This window comes from Candidatus Enterococcus courvalinii (genome assembly GCF_017315945.1).
GTDB lineage: Bacteria > Bacillota > Bacilli > Lactobacillales > Enterococcaceae > Enterococcus_B > Enterococcus_B courvalinii.
On record NZ_JAFLWI010000014.1, the window covers coordinates 1 to 21,046 of the forward strand.

Here is a 21,046-nt window from a genome sequence, read left to right on the forward strand (position 1 = left end):
ATTTTGAGGAGTTTTTTTTTGACGGATAATAAATCAAAAGCTTCTTCCACCACCGCCAAAAGTTCCACCACCACTTGAGTGGGTCGTGCTTCCGCCACCACCGCCGCCACTTCCTGGCGGTGGGCTTTTAGGAATTCGTCTAGTAGTGACGAAAGAATTTGTTAAGCGATCGGTTTTATCCGTTAATTTGATGCTTGAATTTTCACGATAAGGATATTTGTAGGAGCCAAATTTTAGTTGATATTTAGAAACTGTTACAAAGTAAAAGACAAGGCTTAATACCAAAGCAACAATGAGAGCAAGTGTAATCTCGACAGGAGTCAAGACTTTGTAACGAGTGATTTTTCCAGTTTCTTCATCCACTCGATAGTGACCACCTGGAACACCTGCTTTGACATAATCGGCAACCTTAGTGAGATAAGCAGTCGCAGCTTGATAGTAATTTTGATCGGACATGCCATTATAAACTTCGTCAAGCGTTGATTCAATCCGATTATCATCTAAATAATCAATCATGTTACCTGAGGTCGAAATGTAAATTTCTCTTTGTCCCATATCTAACAATAGAACAGAACCATTTTCATTATTACCAACAGCCTCTCTCAAGTAATCATCTGCAAAGTCTCGTGGCTCATCAGAGTTATTTGTTGTTGTGACGATTAAGACTTCGCCTTTGATTTTTTCATTGATTGGCTTCGCTTGATTTTCTAATGTTTGAATTTGTTCTGCTGTAAACAAGCCAGCTTCATCGTTGACCGTTGGGGTTGCAGCATGAGCAACGAGTGGGAAAAAACAGCCAATTAAAACGAAAAAGAAAATCGAAAGTTGTTTTTTCATATCAAATACCCCACAATCATCAACAAAATAGCAGTAATAGTGAAGATGCCAAGTGATGTAAGGCCCAGTTTCTTTTTGCTAACAGGTAGGACACCACTAACTTTCCCAGTTTGACCATTCATTGCATAATAGTAAACTTTTTTTGAATCACGACTACGATAGGTCACCAACCAGACCGGAAGTAACAAATAATTATTTTTCTGATCGTTGATTGCAACAGAACTACGAACGCCAGTTAAAGTTGTGTAACCAGAGGCTGTTTCGCGTAAAAGTTTTTCGGAATACTCTTTTAACTCTGCTTCGACTTCTGAGCGAATCGTTTGATATTCGATATCTCGTTTTTCTGCTTGAAAGCCAGCAAGATATTGATTTTTAAAGTCGATTGCTTTATTTAGTGGGAAAGGCTGGACACCTTCGACCATTTTTTGTTGAGTATTTTTAGATAAAGCATTCTTGACTAATTCTTTAAAGGAAAGTGTTCCTTCACGATGGACAGCAAATTGTTTTGTCTCGGTATACTCAATATCGCCGACACGCCAGACTCGTAAGACAGTTCCATTTGCTTGAAAATCTCCTTCTAACTCAGCATCCGTTGACCAGTAGGGAAAATAAACGCCAGTTAGCTTGTCGATTTGTTCAGAATTAAAGAACGCTTTAGGAATAAACCATTTTTTCTTTGTCCATGCTAAAAATTGTTTGGTTGCTTCCTCTTTTTCGATTGCAAAAGGAAGGACTTTATTTGGTAAAAACTCACCACTCAAGCGGCCTGACAAAACAACTGGATTATGGCAATAGTAGCAATACGTCGCGGCGGTTGTTGCATCAGTCACGATTTCAGCCCCGCAGCTTGGACAAAGAAATAGTTCCATAGCGGGAGCTTTTTCATTTGTTTCTTGATCGATTGCTTCGGTAGTGCCAACGGCTTCGTCATAAGCTTGACGTTCAGTATCATCCATTTTATCTAGTTGTTCTTGTGCTGTGAAGGTAAAGTCATCAGTTGTATTTTTTGGTTCATCAGCTGTATCAGATGATGAATCAATAGCGCGAGCTTCTTTTTGCTGTTGTTCGTAGAGGCTCACTTCTTCTTCTGTAAATATACTCAGGCAGTAGTCACAATGAAATTTTTGGTCTTTAGGATCAAAAGTTAAAGGACCGCCGCAGTTTGGACATTTATGTGTAATGACATCCATTGGCTACACCCTTTCTTTTAGTCCAAAGGTACTCCTTTAAATGGTTTGCCACAATGTGGACAGAATTTTGGAATACCATTGGAAAGATCAACAATTTCACCACATTCACTGCATTTCATTTCTAGCTTTGGTTGTGCAGCGGGGGCAGGTTTAGCTGCACCACAGTTAGAACAGAACTTTCCAGTATTTTCCGTACCGCAAACAGGGCAAGTCCAAGTATCAGCATTTCCCGTTGCAGCTTGTTGGTTTTGTTTTTCTGCTTGCTGTTGCTTCAATTGTTCTTGATTATTTTGTGCAGCTTGAGCAAGGTAAGCACTGTTAGCATTCATTCCCATACCAACACCCATAAAACCAGTCATTGCGCCACCTTCGTTTTTCCCGGCAGCTTCCATTCCGCGAGCAATCGAACCTTGAACGTAGCCTTCGCGAACACTTGGATCCCCAAGCATAGCACCTTCATTTCGCATGTTGATTAGTTTGACAGAATCATCTGTGTAGGAAATACTTGCAACTGCTACAGAAACGATTTCCATTCCACGTAGTTCACGCCATGAATCATCTAAAGCAGAAGCCATATATTTACTTAATTCCAAACTTTTTGATGGTACGTAAGAAATTCGTTGACCATCTGCTGACATTTGGTTGATCGCCGATTGTAAAGCAGTTAAAAACTCTGCTAAATATTGTTCATTGATATCGGCAATTTCAACTTGCGTTTTATTTTTTGGAATAGCATTTGTGTAAAATAAAATTGGATCTGTGATGTGGATAGAGTAAGCACCATGCGCACGTAAAAATAATTCTGCATTATAAAAATTATCAAAATAATTTAATGGTGAAGTTGTCCCAAATTTGATTCCTTTTAGCTCTTGTAAATTAATATAGAAGACTTGTTGTTTTTGTGGTGTGACGCCACCAAATTTAAAACGACTGAATGTTTCACTGATTGCATCTTTTAATGAGCCATTAAACATAGAAGGTGCAGCATCATTTTTGATAGTGTAGTAACCTTCTTCAGCTGTGTAATCAATAATTTTTCCACCGTCAACAAGGAGCATCATCATATTTGGATAGACATGAACAACTGTTCCATCTGTTAAAACATCTTCTGTTCCTTTACGATTTGAACCACGTTTGTCATCTTTACGAACTTTGACACCTTTTGTCATAACAGTTGTGTCACTCATATTATCTGGTTCGATGACTTCAAGCCATTGGTCAGCTAATCCACCACCAACCGTACTCGTTGCCGCTTTAATTAATCCCATAAAAAATTCCTCCTTAGATAAATAGCCTAAAGAAACAGCTTAAATTATTTTCTTTATTATACCATAGGGAAATGAAAATGCTGTCAGTCAAAAGTCTTAAAGAACTTTTGTGTGAATGAATGTTTTCTCTTGGAAAAAGCCGAGGAGCAGAGTAGTTTTTTTTAATAAAATCACGTATAATAAATAATAGTGAATTTTTTTAAGAGGGGGATCTATATGGCATATCAAGCACTTTACCGTGTCTGGCGTTCACAACGCTTCGATGACATTGTAGGCCAAAAAGCTGTTACACAGACATTGAAAAATGCTATCGTTTCCCATAAAACATCTCATGCGTATTTATTTACTGGGCCTCGTGGAACTGGTAAGACAAGTGCAGCAAAAATTTTTGCCAAAGCAATCAATTGCCCGAACAGTCGAGATGGTGAACCTTGTAATGAATGTGAGATGTGTCGATCAATTACAGCTGGAACACAAGAAGATGTAATTGAAATCGATGCTGCAAGTAATAATGGTGTGGAAGAAATCCGTTTCATTCGGGATCGCGCCAATTATGCACCCACGAAGGCAACTTATAAAGTTTATATTATTGATGAAGTCCACATGCTTTCGACAGGGGCTTTTAATGCGTTACTAAAAACACTGGAAGAACCAAAAGAAAGTGTCATTTTTATTTTGGCAACGACAGAACCACATAAAATCCCTGCAACGATTATTTCTCGTACACAACGATTTGACTTTAAGCGGATCAATGCATCTGATATCGTTGAGCATCTGGAATTTATTTTAAATGAATCAAATATTTCTTATGAAGAGCAAGCATTAGGTGTCATCGCACGCTCTGCTGAGGGTGGGATGCGTGATGCCTTAAGCATTTTAGACCAAGCAATCTCCTTTAGTGAAGGGACGATTACGCTAAACGATGCGATGCAAGTAACTGGTAGTTTGACTTATGAAATGATGGATGATTATTTAAGTGCTTGTATCGAACAAAATGTCGCGCAAGCATTGAAAGCTTTGGAACAGATGTTAGCAGCAGGAAAAGAAGCCCGTCGTTTTTTAGAGGATCTATTGCAATATTGTCGTGATTTGTTGATGTATCAGCAAGCACCTCAACTAGTGACAGAGAAAACAAGCCAGTTAACTACAACTTTTGTTCGTCTTTCACAAGAAATGAAAGCAGAACAGCTTTTCCAAATGATTAAAATATTAAGTGAAACACAAAATGAAATTCGTTTTACCAATAGTGCGACGATTTATTTGGAAGTTGCAACCGTTAAGTTAGCGCAAAAAGGACCAGCAACAAGCCTGAAAGCATTGCCTCAGGGAGAACCAGCTGAAAGCCAAGCAGTCGAAAAGCTTCAGCAAGAAGTTTCCGAGTTGAAAAAAGAAGTAAAAGAACTCAAAAAGAATCATGGTACAGCCAATAATAGTCAACCTGTGCCACAAGCAGTGCATAAAAAACAAGCAAGTTCTTATCGTGTACCGACTGAACGGGTGTATCAAGTATTGAAAGAAGCAACGCGTCAAGATCTGAATCAGGTCAAAGAAGTTTGGGATGATTTATTGATGAGTTTGTCGGTTACACAACGAGCAATGTTGAAAGCAAGCGAACCAGTGGCTGCTGGACCAAAAAGTATGGTCATCGCTTTTGACTACGAAATCGTTTGTCAACGAGCAACAAATGACGATGAGTTGCAACTAGCAATCCACAATAACTTGAGTCGAATGATTCACGATTATGCACCAGATACTGTGTATATCACACGAGAAAGCTGGCCGGAATTGCGTAAAAATTATTTGATCCAGAGTAAAGACAATGGTCAAATGAATTCTTTTGTTCCAGAAACAGCTGAAGAAGAAATCGAATTAATCCCACAAGAACCAGAAACAACGGAAGCTGTGGTGGCAAAAGCAGAGGAGCTTTTTGGAACAGACTCAGTAACAATTATTGATGATTAAAATTCAAAGGAGAGATGTACAATGATGCGTGGAATGGGAAATATGCAAGGCATGATGAAACAAGTACAAAAGATGCAAAAAGAAATGGTTCAGGCACAAGATGCGTTGAATGAAAAAGAATTTACAGGAGTGGCTACAAATGAATTAGTTAAAGTCGCTTTCACTGGGGATCGTCGTATGAAAGACGTTGAAATCAAGCCAGAAATCCTTGACCCAGAAGATCCAGAAATGTTGCAAGACTTGGTAGTGATGGCTGTCAATGATGCCTTAACGAAAATTGACACAGAAACTGAAAAAACAATGGGTAAATATACCAAAGGAATGCCTGGATTCTAATTTTTCGTGAAGGAGTAATGATTATGCAATATCCAGAACCAATTGCCAAACTGATCGACAGCTATATGAAACTTCCTGGGATTGGTCAAAAAACAGCTACACGTTTAGCCTTTTTTACAATCGATATGAAAGATGAAGTAGTCAATGAATTTGCCAAATCGTTGTTAAGTGTCAAACGTGATTTGCATTTTTGTAGCATTTGCGGAAACATTACTGAAGAAGACCCTTGCGAAATTTGTAAAGATCCGTCACGCGACCGTAGTATTATTTTAGTAGTCGAAGAACCAAAAGATGTGATGGCAATGGAAAAAATGCGCGAGTATCATGGTTTATATCATGTTCTTCATGGGGTGTTATCGCCAACTGAAGGAACTGGACCAGAAGACATCAATATTTCTTCTTTATTGCAACGCTTGCATAACGATGAGGTAAAAGAAGTCATCATAGCAACAAACGCAACAACGGAAGGTGAAGCAACGGCGATGTATCTATCTCGTTTGATCAAACCTGCTGGCATCAAAGTTACTCGACTAGCACATGGGTTATCTGTTGGTTCAGATATCGAGTATGCGGATGAAGTTACGTTGTTAAAAGCAGTCGAAGGACGGCGCGAGCTGTAATTTTTTGAAATAATTTAAATTTCAGCTACAATAAAGATGTAGTGCGAGAGATGGAGGCAAAAATGTGAACGGACTATTTATTACAATTGAGGGGCCAGATGGTGCTGGGAAAACGAGTATCTTGAAGGAATTGTTTCCTCTATTGAAAAAAGTCGCAAAAACAGAAATGATTCAAACAAGAGAACCTGGTGGCATTCCGATTGCGGAAGAAATTCGCCAAGTTATTCTTGATCCTAAAAACGAACGAATGGATGAACGAACAGAAGCACTTCTTTATGCAGCGGCTAGAAGACAACATCTAGTTGAAAAGATTTTACCAGCATTAGAAGAAGGAAACATTGTTCTTTGTGATCGTTTTGTGGATAGTTCACTTGCCTATCAAGGTGCTGGACGACGTATTGGCATGCGCGAAATTGCTCGCTTGAATGAGTTCGCGACTGAAGGGTTGACGCCTGATTTTACTCTATATCTGGATGTTGATTCTGATACAGGATTGCGCCGTATCCAAAAAAATCGTCAGAATCAAATTGATCGATTAGATTCTGAGGGACTTGAGTTTCATCAACGAGTTCGTCATGCATATCTAAAGCTTGCAGAAGAATACCCAGAACGTATTCATAAAATTGATGCAAGGTTAAGTTTTGAAGAAGTTCTTCAGGCTAGTTATTATGCCATTATTGAGAAATATCCACAATTTTTTGAAAATTAGGAAGGTGACTGTGTATGAAAATTATTTTAGCTATTATCCAAGATAAAGATAGTAACCGTTTATCGAATGAACTGATTGATGCCAATATTCGCGCAACAAAATTATCTTCAACTGGTGGCTTTTTAAAAGCTGGCAATAGTACATTTATTGTAGGGATTGAGGATGAACGAGTAGACGAAGCACTTGAAATTATCAAAAAAACTTGTGAATCTCGTAAACAATTTGTTTCAACACCAGTTACATTGGATATTTCTATGGATGGTGGTGTTCCTTATCCAGTAGAGGTGGAAGTTGGAGGAGCAACAGTCTTTGTTTTACCTGTCGAAGGATTCCATCACTTTTAGGAGGAGCTATGAAACAAGAAGAGTTAGTAAAACTGGCTCAAATGCAACATTTCGTTTATCATCAGCTTCAACGAAGTTTTGAGCATGGGCGCCTCGCTCATGCTTATCTTTTTGAGGGCGAAAAAGGAACGGGTAAACATGAAATGGGTATTTGGTTGGCCCAACATCTATTTTGTACACACTTATCAGATAACCAGCCTTGTGGTGTTTGCAATAACTGCCAGCGGATTCAAAATAACGAACATCCAGACGTATTAGTGGTCGAACCTGAAGGACAAACAATCAAGGTAGATCAAATCCGTCGGTTACAAACAGAATTTAGTCGAAGCGGTTATGAATCAAAAAAGAAAGTTTTCTTAATCAAGGAAGCAGAGAAAATGAATGTTAGCGCGGCAAATAGTCTACTTAAATTTTTAGAAGAGCCACCGGGTGATTTTCTAGCAATTTTAGAAACGGATGCGATTGGCCGAATCTTACCAACGATTCAATCACGTTGCCAAGTTTTACATTTTCAAGAACTTTCAAAAGAAGTTTTAATCCACAAATTACAAGAAGAACAAATTCCATTGGAAAAAGCGAAACTTTTAGCATTCTTAACCAACAGTTTGCGAAAAGCAGTTGAAATCTCAGAAGATGAATGGTTTAATGAGGCTAAGGACTCGATTTATCAGTGGTTCACTTATCTACAAAAGCAAGACCCTCAAGCATTTATCTATGTCCAAAAGAAATTGACTAAAGTATTTAAGGAAAAAAATCAACAGTTCATGGCACTTTCAATTCTGTTATTTTATTTCCAAGAAGCACAAAAGCAAGCAATTGTTACTGAAGAATCAAGCAAGACAAAAAAAGCCAATCAAATCATTGAACGCATTTTAGTTGCTGAACAAAAATTACGTAGTAACGTGAGTTTTCAAGCAGTAGCTGAACAGTTCGTTTTACAAACGATTTTTAATTATAGCTGAGTAACCAAGGAGGTTGGAAATGGTAGAAGTAGTAGGCGTCCGTTATAGAGATGCTGGGCATATCTATTATTTTGCGCCAGGGGATTCTGAATATTTTTATAATGATAAGGTGTTAGTCGAATCTCAACAAACCTTACATATTGCAACAGTTGCCATTCCCAAACGAGAACTTGATTCCCAAGATTTACCAGAAGAAGTCAAACCCATTTTGCATAAAGCTTCGGCTACCGAGCTAGCAAAAGAACAAAAAAATCAACAAGATGCTACCGAAGCGCTGAAAATCGCCAAACAAAAAGCGCGTGAACACGAACTAGAAATGAAAATCGTGAAGGTGGAGTATACTTTTGATCGCAGCAAAATGATTTTTTCTTTTACAGCTGATGGACGAATTGACTTTCGGGAGTTGGTGAAAGAGTTAGCAAGTATTTTTCGGACTAGGATCGAATTACGTCAAATTGGCGTCCGTGATGAGGCAAAAATTATTGGTGGGATTGGCCCTTGTGGTCGACCATTATGCTGTTCGACATTTTTAGGAGATTTTGTACCGGTTTCAATCAAGATGGCTAAAGATCAAGGTCTTTCTTTGAATCCAACAAAAATTTCTGGCTTATGTGGACGTTTGATGTGTTGTCTGCAGTATGAGAGCGCAGAGTACGAGGCAGCAAAAAAAGAACTCCCTGACTTTGGAAAAATGATTGAAACACCTGATGGTAAAGGGAAAGTCGTAGGATTAAATCTACTTAGCCGAGTTGTAAAAGTTCGGTTGACGGGACGAGAAAATCCAGTGGAGTATGAATGGGATGAACTAAAAGACTTCATTCAAGTAGGTGAGATGAATGGATAAGCGATCTTTATATGACGGTTTAAACCAGCTAGAATCAGAATTACGAAATACCTTAACTGAATTAGTAGAAATGAAGCATGCACTTCATGAAATCGTCGAAAAAAATACCACGCTTGAGATGGAAAACCAACGTCTGCGTGAACATTTGCGTGAGCTGAATCAAGTAGCCGAAGCACCCGCTGAGAATGTTAAACAAGAACTATCGAAATCCCGAATGAATTTAGAAAAAATTTATGAAGAAGGTTTTCATGTTTGTTATGACCTATACGGTTCACGCCGCGAAAATGATGAGCCGTGTGCGTTTTGCTTGGAAGTTATTTATCGTGAAAGTGGACGCTAATACTTAAAATTTATCTATGTTAGGGGCAAAGATGTGAGTCGGTCGACTTGTATCTTCGCTCTTTTTTATTAAGGAGGCAGGAAATGTATAACCAAAAAAGTTTTAAGGATCACTCAGGTATAGGAACTTTATATCTTGTCCCTACACCGATTGGTAACCTTGAAGATATGACTTACCGAAGTGTTCGTCTGTTACATGAAGCAGATTTGATAGCAAGTGAAGATACACGTAATACACAAAAATTATTAAATCATTTTGAGATAGAAACACCACAAAAAAGTTTGCATGAACATAACTACAAAGAAAGAATTCCCTACTTACTTGAACAATTAAAAGCAGGACAAAGCATTGCCCAAGTGAGTGACGCGGGAATGCCTTCTATTAGTGACCCTGGTCATGAATTAGTTGTTGCATGTATTGCAGAAGGAATCCCAGTCGTATCAGTACCCGGTCCTACAGCAGGTATTACCGCTTTGATTGCTTCAGGTCTTGTACCACAACCTTTTTTATTTTATGGATTTTTACCAAGAAAAAAGAAAGAACAAAAAGAAATTTTGGCGCAATTAAAGCCTCAAACAGCAACACTTATTTTTTATGAATCACCTTACCGTGTGAGTGCTACACTTGAAAATATGCGTGTGGTGCTTGGAAATCGTCAAGTGGTGCTATGTCGAGAACTAACTAAGATTCATGAAGAATATCTACGTGGAGATGTAGACGAACTGTTAATGTATCTAAAAGAAAATCAAATCAAAGGAGAATGTTGCTTGATGGTTGCTGGCGATGATGGTAGCCTGGTCGAAGCAGAGGAAGTCATTCAAATTTCTTTGAGAGAACAAGTAGAAGCCTTGATTGCAACTGGTGAGAAGCCAAATGTCGCCATTAAGAAAGTGGCTGCGACAAACCATCTGAAAAAGCAAGAGGTCTATCGACAATTTCATGAATTGGATGAATAGTAGCAAATTCAACCACCAATACAGAAAAGCTTAAGGAGCAAAACAAATCTATGTTTTGCTCCTTTTTTGAATGTTGCTTTGGTATACATATAAAAAAACGATTTGTGCAGAAGAAATTCAATTTGAAAAATAGATATTTTTTCCGTGAAGTAAAATACCTGAATGAGTTTTTGCTGAGTAAGTCGAACTATTTTTTGATTACGCAAAAAGAAATGGTTTCGCTGGTTGTCAATGATCCTACATGTTTTAAACCCTCAAAGTTAAATCATATTAGCTTGATAGGGAACAAAAGTTCGACTATAATAACAATGAGAATAAGGGTGAGGTGAATAACTATGGAACTACAGTTTCCTTTACATAATGATACATCAAGAAAGATCATCCATATCGACATGGATGCTTTTTTCGCCTCGGTTGAAGAACGCGATCATCCAGAATTTAGAGGGCATCCATTAGTTATTGCTCGTCATCCCAGCGACACTGGCGGTCGAGGTGTCGTGACAACGGCAAATTACGAAGCGAGACAATATGGGATTCACTCAGCGATGAGCGCACAAAAAGCATTTGAATTGTGTCCAACAGCCATTTTTAAACCTGGTGATCATCAAAAATATTCGGAAGTATCTCAAGTTGTTCGTGAAGTTTTTCGAAGATACACCGAAGTCATCGAGCCAGTTAGTATCGATGAAGCATATCTAGATGTGACAGAAAACAAAGTGAATTGTAAATCAGCAATTAAAATTGCCCGAATGATTCAAGCGGATATCTGGGAAGCAGTTCATCTAACTTGTTCGGCAGGAGTCAGCTACAATAAATTTCTGGCAAAACTGGCTTCTGATTATCAAAAACCAAGAGGAATTACTGTGGTGACACCTCAAGAGGCTGTTTCTTTTCTAAAAAAATTACCAATCGAAAAGTTTCATGGTGTTGGAAAAAAAACAGTGCCAAAAATGAATGAGCTAGGGATTTTTACAGGTGCAGATTTATATGAGATGAGTGAAATGCAATTGATTCAAAATTTTGGGAAAATGGGCTATTCCCTTTATCGAAAGGTCCGTGGGATTCATGATTCGCCTGTAAATGTCACACGAGAGCGAAAATCAGTTGGTAAAGAACATACCTATGGTCAGCCGCTGCAAACAGAAGAAGCTGTTTTGGCACAGCTTCGACAGCTAGCAGAGAAAGTAGAAGAAGCACTACGAAAAGTCCAAAAACATGGGAAAACAGTTGTATTAAAAGTTCGCTATACTGATTATTCAACAATTACGAAACGAATAACCTTACCAGAATATATTTATAAAAAAGAGGCACTCTATTACCAAGCCAGTTTGATTTGGGAAGAAGTTCTTGGTGTCGAGAAAGGCGTTCGACTATTAGGAATAACACTTACTAACTTAGATCCTATGACCTATGAAAATATAGTTTTACCTTTATGGGAATTGAATGATTGATTATATAAATAAGAGAAAGCACATATCTGACAGTGTGCTTTCTCTTATTTTAGTTATTCTAATATGTTAGTATTTGGCGTTTATTTAATTATAAGATGAAAATAAATGAAATTGACGTATTGACAAAGCTTAAACGGGCGAATATAATGCAAGTATCAAATTAACTGATATATCAGTTTAGGAGGGATTCTGTGATTGACTTAAAAGATTGGCAAAAATCATTAACGGAATTAAAACAAGTTGGAATCGCTATTCCTACTTATGATGTTGCTGAAGTCAAGAAAAAAGGGAAAAAATCGCCCGTGTGGCTTCATTTTGGTGGTGGAAATTTATATCGTGGATTTCACGCAGAAATTGCACAGCGGTTAGCTGATACAAAAGAATTAACTGCTGGTATTGTTGTTTGTGAAACTTTTGACAAACAAGTAATTGATAAGGCTTACAAACCGTTTCACAGTGATGTGATAGAAGTCATCATGCATGATGATGGAATCTTAGATAAAAAGCTTTTAGCTGCGACAGCAGATGCTTTCTTTTGTCATCCTAGTGAGAAAGAAAGTTTTACGCAAGTTGTTCGTTATTTTGAAAATCCAGCCCTACAGTTTACGACCTTTACGATTACCGAAAAAGGTTATCACTTGAAAGATGCTGCTGGGAAATTTTTTCCAGTAGTAGAAGCGGATATTCAAAATGGCCTTAAAGCTCCACAACATACGATAAGTATTGTGACGGCCTTACTACACAAACGATTTTTAGCTGGGGAATTACCAATTGCCATGATTTCCACTGATAATTTTTCACAAAATGGAAAGCGATTCCAAAAAAGTGTGCTGACAATTGCACAAGGCTGGCGAGAAAGAGGCTTTGTATCTCAAGCATTTATCGAGTATTTAACTGATTCTGAAAAAGTAGCTTTTCCTTGGAGCATGATTGATCGTATTACGCCAAACCCTGCAAAAGTCGTGCAGACGGAACTTGAGAAACTCGGTTTTGTTGATATGGAAATGATCCATACAGAAAAGCATACGAATATTGCACCGTTTGTGAATACCGAAGTTGTCCATTATTTAGTGCTCGAAGACCACTTTCCGAATGGACGTCCTGCTTTAGAAAAGGCGGGTGTTATCCTTGCGAGTCAAGAGATTGTTGATAAAGCAGATGTGATGAAAGTCACCACTTGCTTGAATCCACTTCATACAGCTATGGCCATCACTGGTTGTTTACTTGGTTATCAATCGATTGCAGCTGAGATGGAAGATGAAGAAATTGTGGGATTGATCAAAGCAATTGGGTATCAAGAAGGCTTACCAGTAGTAGAAGATCCAAAAATAATTGATCCCAAAGAATTTATTGATGAGGTGATTGAAAAACGATTGCCTAATCCCAATATTCCAGATACACCACAACGAATTGCAAGTGATACTTCTCAAAAAGTAGCGATTCGGTTTGGGGAAACGATTAAAAAGTATGCAGAAAGATCAGCTACACAATCACTTGTATTTATTCCAGTAGCGATTGCCGCTTGGCTGCGTTATTTGTTAGCAATTGATGATGAAGGAAATACCTTTGTACCAAGTCCTGACCCACTGTTAACTGAATTACAGGAGCAACTAAGAAGGCTTCATTTAGGTGAACAATCAGCGGAAGTGATTCATCACAGTGTTGCCAATATTTTAGCCAATGAAACTATTTTTGGGTCAAATTTATATAAAGTTGGACTTGGTGAAAAAATCGAACAAATAGTAGGAGAAATGTTAGTAGGTCCTGGAGCAGTGAGAAAAACGATTCGTACCTACTTAACAAATTTCGGAGGAAAATAATCATGGAAATGACTTTTAGATGGTATGGTTCACAAGAAGAAAAAATTACATTAGAAGAGATTCGCCAAATTCCAGCGATGAAAGGTATCGTGGGAACGCTTATGGATATCCCAGTTGGAGAAGTATGGCCGAAAGAACGAATCAAAGCATTAAAAGAAGAAATTGAAGCAGCAGGGTTAACGTTAAAGGTAATTGAAAGTGTGAATGTTCATGATGATATCAAGATTGGTTTACCAAGTAGAGATCAATATATTGCAAATTACCAACAAACGATTCGTAATTTAGCTGAATTCGGCATTGAAGTAATCTGCTATAATTTCATGCCGGTTTTTGACTGGGTAAAATCAGATCTTGATTATCGCTTGCCAGATGGCTCTTCAACGTTGGCATATATCGCAGCAGACGTTCCAGAAGATCCTGAGGAAATCATTAAAAAAGTGGAAAATTCAAGCAATGATTTTGAATTGCCAGGCTGGGAACCGGAACGATTGGCACAGGTAAAAGAATTGCTGCAAGCTTATAAAGAGATAGATGAAGCAAAATTACGTGAAAACTTTGCCTATTTCTTGAAAGCAATTATCCCAACTTGTGAAGAAGTTGGAATAAAAATGGCTGTTCATCCAGATGATCCACCTTATTCGATTTTTGGCTTACCACGAATCGTGAGAAATCGGGAGGACTTGGACTGGATTTGTCGGGCAGTGGATAGCCCAGCAAATGGAATTACGTTGTGTACAGGCAGCATTGCAGAAGATCCAGCAAATAATGTTTATGAAATCATGGCAGAGTTTTGTCAACGAGATCGAATTCCGTTCGCACATGTACGTAATATTAAATTTATTCAAGGAAAAGATTTCTATGAAGCGCCACACAAGTCAGAATACGGTTCATTAGATATGTATCAAATTTTAAAAGCAATGTATGATAACGGGTTCACTGGCTATATTCGTCCTGACCATGGACGCATGATCTGGGGAGAAACAGGACGGCCAGGTTATGGCTTATACGATCGGGCACTTGGAGCAATGTATTTGAATGGCCTTTGGGAAGCGTTAGAAAAAGAGCAACAGCAATAATTTAAAACGATACATTTTAACATCAGTAATGCAAGAGGCTGAGCAATTTTCAAGTTCAGCCTCTAAATAAAAAACGAAAAGAAGGAAGCGCTTAACTATGTTTTTAGATGAAAATTTTTTATTAACAAATGAAGTAGGAAGTAAGTTATTTCATCAGTATGCCAAAGAGGAACCAATTATTGATTATCACTGCCATTTAGAGCCAAAAGCCATTTTTGAAAATCAACAGTATGAAAATTTAACTCAAGCCTGGCTCAATGACAAAGGAGCAGGCGATCATTATAAATGGCGCTTGATGCGAGCAAATGGTGTGGCTGAAGAACTGATTAGTGGCGACGGTGATGATTATGAAAAGTTTTTGGCCTTTGTTAAAACAATTGAGAAGGCACCCGGTAATCCGATTTACGAATGGTCTCATTTAGAATTACGTCGATATTTTTCGATTGATTTGATCATTAATCAAAAGAACGCATCAGAGATTTGGCGACAAGCAAATGAAAAAATCCAAACAGACGCGTATCGACCAAAAGAATTGTTGGAAATGATGAAAGTCAAGGCAATCTGCACAACGGATGATCCTGCTGACGATTTGAAGTATCATGCAAAATTAGCACAAGAACATAATTCTTTTAAAGTATTGCCAACTTTTCGTCCTGACAACACTTGGGCAATTACTACAAAAGAATATCGTGAATACTTAGATAAATTAGGTGCAAGTGCTCAAACACCCATTCACACATTTTCAGATTTAACAACTGCTTTATCAAGAAGAATCGCCTTTTTCCATAAAATGGGCGGGCGTCTAGCAGATCAAGGCTTAAATACGTTTGTGTACGCACTAGCAACAACTGAAGAATTAGATGCCATTTTAGCACGCGCATTAACTGGAGAAACCAACTTTACAAGAACTGAAGTAACTCAATTTACAACAGCAATCCAAAAACATTTGATGGGTGAATACTATCAACGTCAATGGACGATGCAAATGCACATGAATGCCTTTCGAAACGACTCAACGAAAATGAAACGAGAAATCGGAATCAATGTTGGTGGTGACTCGATGGGCGATCAAAATGGACTGACAAAAAATATCGTAAAATTATTTGCAGAAGTTGAAGAAGCAAACCAGCTACCAAAAACGATTTTATATTCATTGAATCCAAATGACTGGTTACCATTAGCAACTGCTATGCAAAGTTTCCAAGGGGAAATCGTTCAAAAACTTCAACTTGGTTGTGCGTGGTGGTTTAACGATACTTGTGAAGGAATGCGCAATCAACTAACCATCTTGGCGCAACAAAGTTTATTGGCTAATTTTACTGGAATGTTGACTGATTCTCGCAGCTTCTTGAGTTATCCACGCCATGAATATTTCCGCCGCGTGTTATGTCAGCTCTTAGGAGAGTGGATCGATCAAGGTCGTTTACCTGAGGATGATGAGTATTTGGGACAAATTGTCAAAGATATTTGTTATGGCAATGCACATGAATATTTTGGTTTTTTTGAAAGCTGACGAAAGGTGGATGAAGAGAAATGGATAAGAAAAAACAGTGGGTTTATCAACCTAAAAAGATTACAATTGGACGTGGAGTGGCTTATGGATTGACTGATTTGATGGGCGGCGGTTGGAATAATATCGTTTCAGGAGTTATTTTTGCTTTCGTATTGAGCCAAGGAATCAATCCGGCGTTTGCTGGAGCAATCACAGGGATTGGTCGAATCATTGATGCCGTGTTCTCCTTATTCTTTGGCGCAATCACAGATGGCTTTTATCGAACAAAATTAGGTCAACACTTTGGACGACGTCATTTCTTTATTCTGCTAGGCGGAATTTTATTTACAGTTTTATTTCCATTATTCTGGGTTCAAGCAGATAGCTGGGTTTATTATCTAGTGATTTATGTGGCCATCGAACTTGCAATTGCTATGATTTTGATCCCATGGGAAACCTTGCCAACAGAAATGACCGCTGATTATAACCTTCGTACGATTTTATCTAGTTCACGAATGTTTATTTCTGCCACTGGGACAGCGCTTGTTTTCTTAGTGTTAGCAGCGTTGCAACATATGGAAAATCCGAATGCCTATCTTATTACAGGGATCATTTGGACAGTGATTTTTGTTATCGCTATCTTCGTTTCTTATCGAACCACTTGGGAACGTCCGTTGACACCAGAATTTTTAGCAGAGTTAGAGAGCCAGCCAAAATTATCTTTAGGCGAATTCATGAAAAAAACAGTCAAAGATTATTTTTCAACCTTTAAAAATCGCGCATTTCGCCAACATCTAGGTATTTATTTATTATCATTTACTGGAAAAGATTTTTATTCTACTTTGCTGCCAACTTTTATTATTTGTTGTATTCATGGTGTGAAAGAAGATACACCTTGGACACTCCAAGCACTTTCTATTTTTGGTATCGTTGCAACATTAGTGGCTGCACGATTGATGTTGACACGTGGACCTCGTTATTTGTTTACACTTAGCTACATCACAATCATCATTACTATGGTTGGTTATTTCTTGACATGGGCTCTTCATATTCAAAATGCTTTTTGGGTCTTAGTAATCATTTCAGTTTTTTATCAATGTGCGCGTGCCATTTTAGAATTTACACCATGGAATGTTTTTCCATTTATTCCAGATGTTGACCGCATGATGACACGAGGCGATCGCGCGGGCATCTATGCAGCAGTGATGACATTCTTTAGAAAATCAACAGGTGCATTCGCTTCTTGGATTGCCGGAATTTTATTAGCAGAAATTGGCTTTGATTCAAAAACAATGACGAATTTTACAAATACACCACATCCTATTCAAACGGGAATTGCATTGATTTTCTTTATTGCCCCTGTTGTATTGATTTCTTGCGCATTAGTGATGGCACTGACATTCAAATTGAATCGTGAAACACATGAAGTATTGAAACAAGAAATCGATCGCTTAGAAGAAGGTGGATTGAAAGAAACAGTCACACCAGAAGCAAAAAATGTCGTAGAAGAATTAACTGGTCATCCTTATCAAGAGGCGTGGCCAAAGCAACCAATTATTTAAACTGTAAATAAATTTTATCTTAAAAAACAAGTGATTTTTCAATAGAGAAGATTGCTTGTTTTTTTGTCGTGCTTTATCTATTTTTGTCGAAAAATAGATAAGTAAAAAATAATTTTCCATGCTAGTTCCCTTTATACTTTCATAAAAAGGGGGGAGTACAAGTGGAAGTCATTGATCTCCAGTGTTTTATGACAGAAATTGAAGGGTATAACAAATATATTTTGTTTGATACGCGGACAGCGTTTGGAAATGTTACGACGTATTTAAATGACGAGATCGAAATTGTTTTTAAAAATAAAGGACAACTAGCAGCCTACAAATTTAGTCATAAATTTGATACGATCATGGATCTTGAAGACTATACCATGGCAAAAACACAATCAATTGAAAATCAAACCTCTTATTTTTTGAAAGATGTCACGATTTATCGGGTGAAAGTAAAAAGAGCAAGCACGCAAGAAGAATTTTATAAAAAAGTTGCTTTACCGCGAAGCTATTCAACAAGTGAAATGATCTGCCAGCATCTGACTGAGTTTTTTCAGGAAAGTTGTTTTGAATGGATTGATTTTCAAGAACTGGTTCATTTTGATGAATTGATTATCTAAAAAATCTGTATAGAAAAAGAGGAAAGTCAAGTGCAAAAATTAAGAGTAGGATGAGTCATCTTGTTAGTAGCATCTGGGCTCTCTATTACCAATATAAAAAGTAAGAGAAAGTCCAATGATTTATTTTTTTTTGTTGTGATATTTGATGAATTAAAATAATTATCAAAAAAAAATGAAGATAAAATATGTGTTATCACAAGGAAAGAAGGTAAAAAATGAAAAACTTTAAGAATGTAAAAAGGAAGGCATTGATTGCTGGTTTACTATTTTCAGCGTTGATTCTTCCAACGACAGCCAACGCAAAAGAAAATAGTGACTTGCCTCAAACCAATTCGGCTGTTTCAAGCGATAATCTGTTTGAAGCTACGCCACGTATTAGTATTGGAACAGGATATAAGAATCACATCAAAGATACTACGATTATTAGCGGCGGTACACTAAAAATCCAAACAAATTCTGAAGCACTTTTACAGGTTGGTATGGGAACACAAACGAAGACAGTGATCAAAATTGATCCTGAGATTGCATCCGAATTTTTCAGTACACCTAATTATAAGAAATATATTCATGGAAAAATAGTGGCAAATCCAACAAGTGGAGTTGGTAAACATCGTCGCAATATTGAAGATATCTGGGATAAAAAACCTAGTATTATTAATGGATTGAGTCAAGAAACGGTCTTTTATGATGAGAGCTTACATGCCATTGTGTTTAAAACAGAAAAAGCGTTAGCAAGTGTATCAGCGTATCAAAATATTGATTTGGAAATTGATTTAGGAAAATGGCATACCGATACAGGAAAAGTCATTGAACGAAAAACATCTTATAGTTTCTCTGTTAATTCAGCTTCTGCCGACTGGGGAATTGGTTGGAATTGGGGTGGTTCAGAAACTTCTCTAAATGAGTGGGGATTGTGGAGTACAGGTGCACCATTTGAGTTTGGTTCTTGGATTGAAGACCCAATCAAGCCTACCTCGTTAAAAACAGAAGATGATGAACACTTTTCTGGTACTTGGAAACAAGATCATAAAGATGAAAGTAATGAACATGAAACAACATATAGTGTTACCTTGAAAAAAGGAAGCTCTACTATCAAATCAAACATTCCAATGGATGATGAAGGGAACTGGAGTGCGGACTTATCTGGGTTTGGATTGAAAGGCGGAGATACAATCTCGGCTTATGTTGTTGGAATCGAAACACAGCCAAATGCAAATGGCATTAGAGATCGAAAAGAATCAATCGCTACTCGTTATACAATTGGTAAAGATTCTATTCCTTGGGACCAATGGAAAGTTGTAGCACCAACCATCAATGATGCATATGATGAAGAAACACTGATTAGCGGCTTGATGCCTAACCAAAACTTACAAAAAGATCGTTCATACACGTTGAAAGTATTAGTAGATGGAAAAGAAGTTTATTCCCAAGATTATGACGGTGAAAGCATGGAGTATCATGCACCTATTTTTGGTGAGGAATCAGCATTAGTCAAAGGTCAAACAATCGAGGCATATATTAGTGGAAAAGAGCCGATTCCTGGAAGCGAAGGTGTGACATTACCTGACAAAGAAAGTACGCATGTGAAAACAGTTATCAAAGAAAACCAAGAAGAAGAAAACACTTGGGAAAATTGGCAAGTGAATGCACCAGAAATTGACCGAGAAACAAGCGAAGGTGATACTTCTGTTGCAGTAGAAGTTCCTGCACAAAACCGTTTCAATGGCCGGACTTATGAAATGGAATTTGCATTGAATGGAGAAGTTGTTGACACAAAAGAAATTTCTACATCAGGTGCTCAAATCAATCTTTCATTAGAAAAACCGTTAAAAGAAAACGATGTTCTGACAGCCAAAGTTATTGGCCATGAAGAGAGTGAAAAAGATAAAGAAAGTCAAGTTGATGAATGGAAGATCGTTGACAATACGAACTGGTCAGATTGGCAAGTCAATGGCCCAACGTTAAACGAAGTCAAAACAACAGATACACAATTGACAGGGAATGTGAACGAACAAGATGTTGAAGCCGGTCGCACATATGAACTAAAAGCGACACTAAACGACAAAGAAATCGGCACAATCAAAGTTGAAGCAGGTAAAAAATTCAGTATGGATTTACCTGAAGGGACAACGCTAAAAGAAGGTGACAAAGTAGCAGTTCAAGTGATTGGTCATCAAGCAGGTAAAGAAGACAAAGTCAGTGAACAAGCAAAACAAGTTGTAGTTGACGGAACCAACTGGTCAGACTGGCAAGTCAATGGCCCAACGTTAAACGAAGTCAAAACAACAGATACACAATTGACAGGAAATGTGAACGAACAAGATGTTGAAGCCGGTCGCACATATGAACTAAAAGCGACACTGAACGACAAAGAAATCGGCACAATCAAAGTTGAAGCGGGGAAAGAATTCAGTATGGACTTACCTGAAGGGACAACGCTAAAAGAAGGTGACAAAGTAGCAGTTCAAGTGATTGGTCATCAAGCAGGTAAAGAAGACAAAGTCAGTGAACAAGCAAAACAAGTTGTAGTTGACGGAACCAACTGGTCAGACTGGCAAGTCAATGGCCCAACGTTAAACGAAGTCAAAACAACAGATACACAATTGACAGGAAATGTGAACGAACAAGATGTTGAAGCCGGACGCACATATGAACTAAAAACAACACAAAAA

Annotated in this window: 19 protein-coding genes; 16 read left to right on the forward strand and 3 right to left on the reverse strand. The window is 37.8% G+C overall.

The window, feature by feature from the left end; genetic code table 11:
• Window positions 1-33: 33 nt before the first annotated feature.
• From JZO71_RS09220 to JZO71_RS09230, 3 genes are read right to left on the reverse strand one after another with little or no spacing between them, the layout of a single operon-like run.
• Entirely contained in the window at window positions 34-837 is an 804-nt protein-coding gene (locus JZO71_RS09220; protein WP_206899207.1) for a TPM domain-containing protein, read from the reverse strand.
• Window positions 834-2,027, reverse strand: coding sequence for a TFIIB-type zinc ribbon-containing protein (locus JZO71_RS09225; RefSeq protein ID WP_206899208.1), 1,194 nt, complete (start codon window positions 2,025-2,027; stop codon window positions 834-836). Before JZO71_RS09225 ends, JZO71_RS09220 begins: the two co-directional genes overlap by 4 nt.
• A 17-nt stretch (window positions 2,028-2,044) precedes the next feature.
• Window positions 2,045-3,295 carry an SPFH domain-containing protein gene (locus JZO71_RS09230; RefSeq protein WP_206899209.1) on the reverse strand — a complete coding sequence of 417 codons (1,251 nt, stop codon included), beginning with the start codon at window positions 3,293-3,295 and terminating at the stop codon, window positions 2,045-2,047.
• 216 nt (window positions 3,296-3,511) lie between these two features.
• Between JZO71_RS09230 and dnaX the strand changes: the two genes are divergently transcribed.
• The 16 genes from dnaX to JZO71_RS09310 form a co-directional block, all read left to right on the forward strand.
• Window positions 3,512-5,257 (forward strand): DNA polymerase III subunit gamma/tau, encoded by a 1,746-nt coding sequence (dnaX, locus tag JZO71_RS09235; RefSeq protein ID WP_206899210.1) that lies wholly within the window; start codon window positions 3,512-3,514, stop codon window positions 5,255-5,257.
• 21 nt (window positions 5,258-5,278) lie between these two features.
• Window positions 5,279-5,593 (forward strand): YbaB/EbfC family nucleoid-associated protein, encoded by a 315-nt coding sequence (locus JZO71_RS09240; protein WP_206899211.1) that lies wholly within the window; start codon window positions 5,279-5,281, stop codon window positions 5,591-5,593.
• Window positions 5,594-5,616: 23 nt separating this feature from the next.
• A complete protein-coding gene (gene recR, locus JZO71_RS09245) occupies window positions 5,617-6,213 on the forward strand; it encodes a recombination mediator RecR (protein WP_067480382.1) in 597 nt (198 codons plus the stop codon).
• 64 nt (window positions 6,214-6,277) lie between these two features.
• Entirely contained in the window at window positions 6,278-6,922 is a 645-nt protein-coding gene (gene tmk, locus JZO71_RS09250; RefSeq protein WP_206899212.1) for a dTMP kinase, read from the forward strand.
• Between the two features lie 14 nt (window positions 6,923-6,936).
• Entirely contained in the window at window positions 6,937-7,266 is a 330-nt protein-coding gene (locus tag JZO71_RS09255; protein ID WP_067480388.1) for a cyclic-di-AMP receptor, read from the forward strand.
• Between the two features lie 8 nt (window positions 7,267-7,274).
• Window positions 7,275-8,228, forward strand: a complete 954-nt coding sequence (gene holB / locus JZO71_RS09260; protein WP_206899213.1) for a DNA polymerase III subunit delta' — start codon at window positions 7,275-7,277, stop codon at window positions 8,226-8,228.
• A gap of 19 nt (window positions 8,229-8,247) precedes the next feature.
• A complete protein-coding gene (locus JZO71_RS09265) occupies window positions 8,248-9,072 on the forward strand; it encodes a PSP1 domain-containing protein (RefSeq protein WP_206899214.1) in 825 nt (274 codons plus the stop codon).
• On the forward strand, window positions 9,065-9,412 hold the full coding sequence (locus JZO71_RS09270; protein ID WP_206899215.1) for a DNA replication initiation control protein YabA: 348 nt from the start codon (window positions 9,065-9,067) through the stop codon (window positions 9,410-9,412). The genes JZO71_RS09265 and JZO71_RS09270 overlap by 8 nt, the downstream gene beginning before the upstream one ends.
• Window positions 9,413-9,495: 83 nt before the next feature.
• On the forward strand, window positions 9,496-10,368 hold the full coding sequence (gene rsmI, locus JZO71_RS09275; protein ID WP_206899216.1) for a 16S rRNA (cytidine(1402)-2'-O)-methyltransferase: 873 nt from the start codon (window positions 9,496-9,498) through the stop codon (window positions 10,366-10,368).
• A 335-nt stretch (window positions 10,369-10,703) separates the two neighbouring features.
• Window positions 10,704-11,819 carry a DNA polymerase IV gene (dinB, locus tag JZO71_RS09280; protein WP_206899217.1) on the forward strand — a complete coding sequence of 372 codons (1,116 nt, stop codon included), beginning with the start codon at window positions 10,704-10,706 and terminating at the stop codon, window positions 11,817-11,819.
• A gap of 191 nt (window positions 11,820-12,010) precedes the next feature.
• Entirely contained in the window at window positions 12,011-13,639 is a 1,629-nt protein-coding gene (locus tag JZO71_RS09285; RefSeq protein ID WP_206899218.1) for a mannitol dehydrogenase family protein, read from the forward strand.
• A 2-nt stretch (window positions 13,640-13,641) separates the two neighbouring features.
• A complete protein-coding gene (uxuA, locus tag JZO71_RS09290) occupies window positions 13,642-14,715 on the forward strand; it encodes a mannonate dehydratase (RefSeq protein WP_206899219.1) in 1,074 nt (357 codons plus the stop codon).
• A 97-nt stretch (window positions 14,716-14,812) separates the two neighbouring features.
• Window positions 14,813-16,228 (forward strand): glucuronate isomerase, encoded by a 1,416-nt coding sequence (uxaC, locus tag JZO71_RS09295; RefSeq protein ID WP_206899220.1) that lies wholly within the window; start codon window positions 14,813-14,815, stop codon window positions 16,226-16,228.
• A 20-nt stretch (window positions 16,229-16,248) separates the two neighbouring features.
• Window positions 16,249-17,769, forward strand: a complete 1,521-nt coding sequence (locus JZO71_RS09300; RefSeq protein WP_206899221.1) for an MFS transporter — start codon at window positions 16,249-16,251, stop codon at window positions 17,767-17,769.
• Window positions 17,770-17,930: 161 nt separating this feature from the next.
• Window positions 17,931-18,374 (forward strand): hypothetical protein, encoded by a 444-nt coding sequence (locus JZO71_RS09305; RefSeq protein ID WP_206899222.1) that lies wholly within the window; start codon window positions 17,931-17,933, stop codon window positions 18,372-18,374.
• A 215-nt stretch (window positions 18,375-18,589) separates the two neighbouring features.
• The coding region (locus tag JZO71_RS09310; RefSeq protein WP_206899223.1) for a hypothetical protein at window positions 18,590-21,046 on the forward strand (2,457 nt) is incomplete at its 3' end.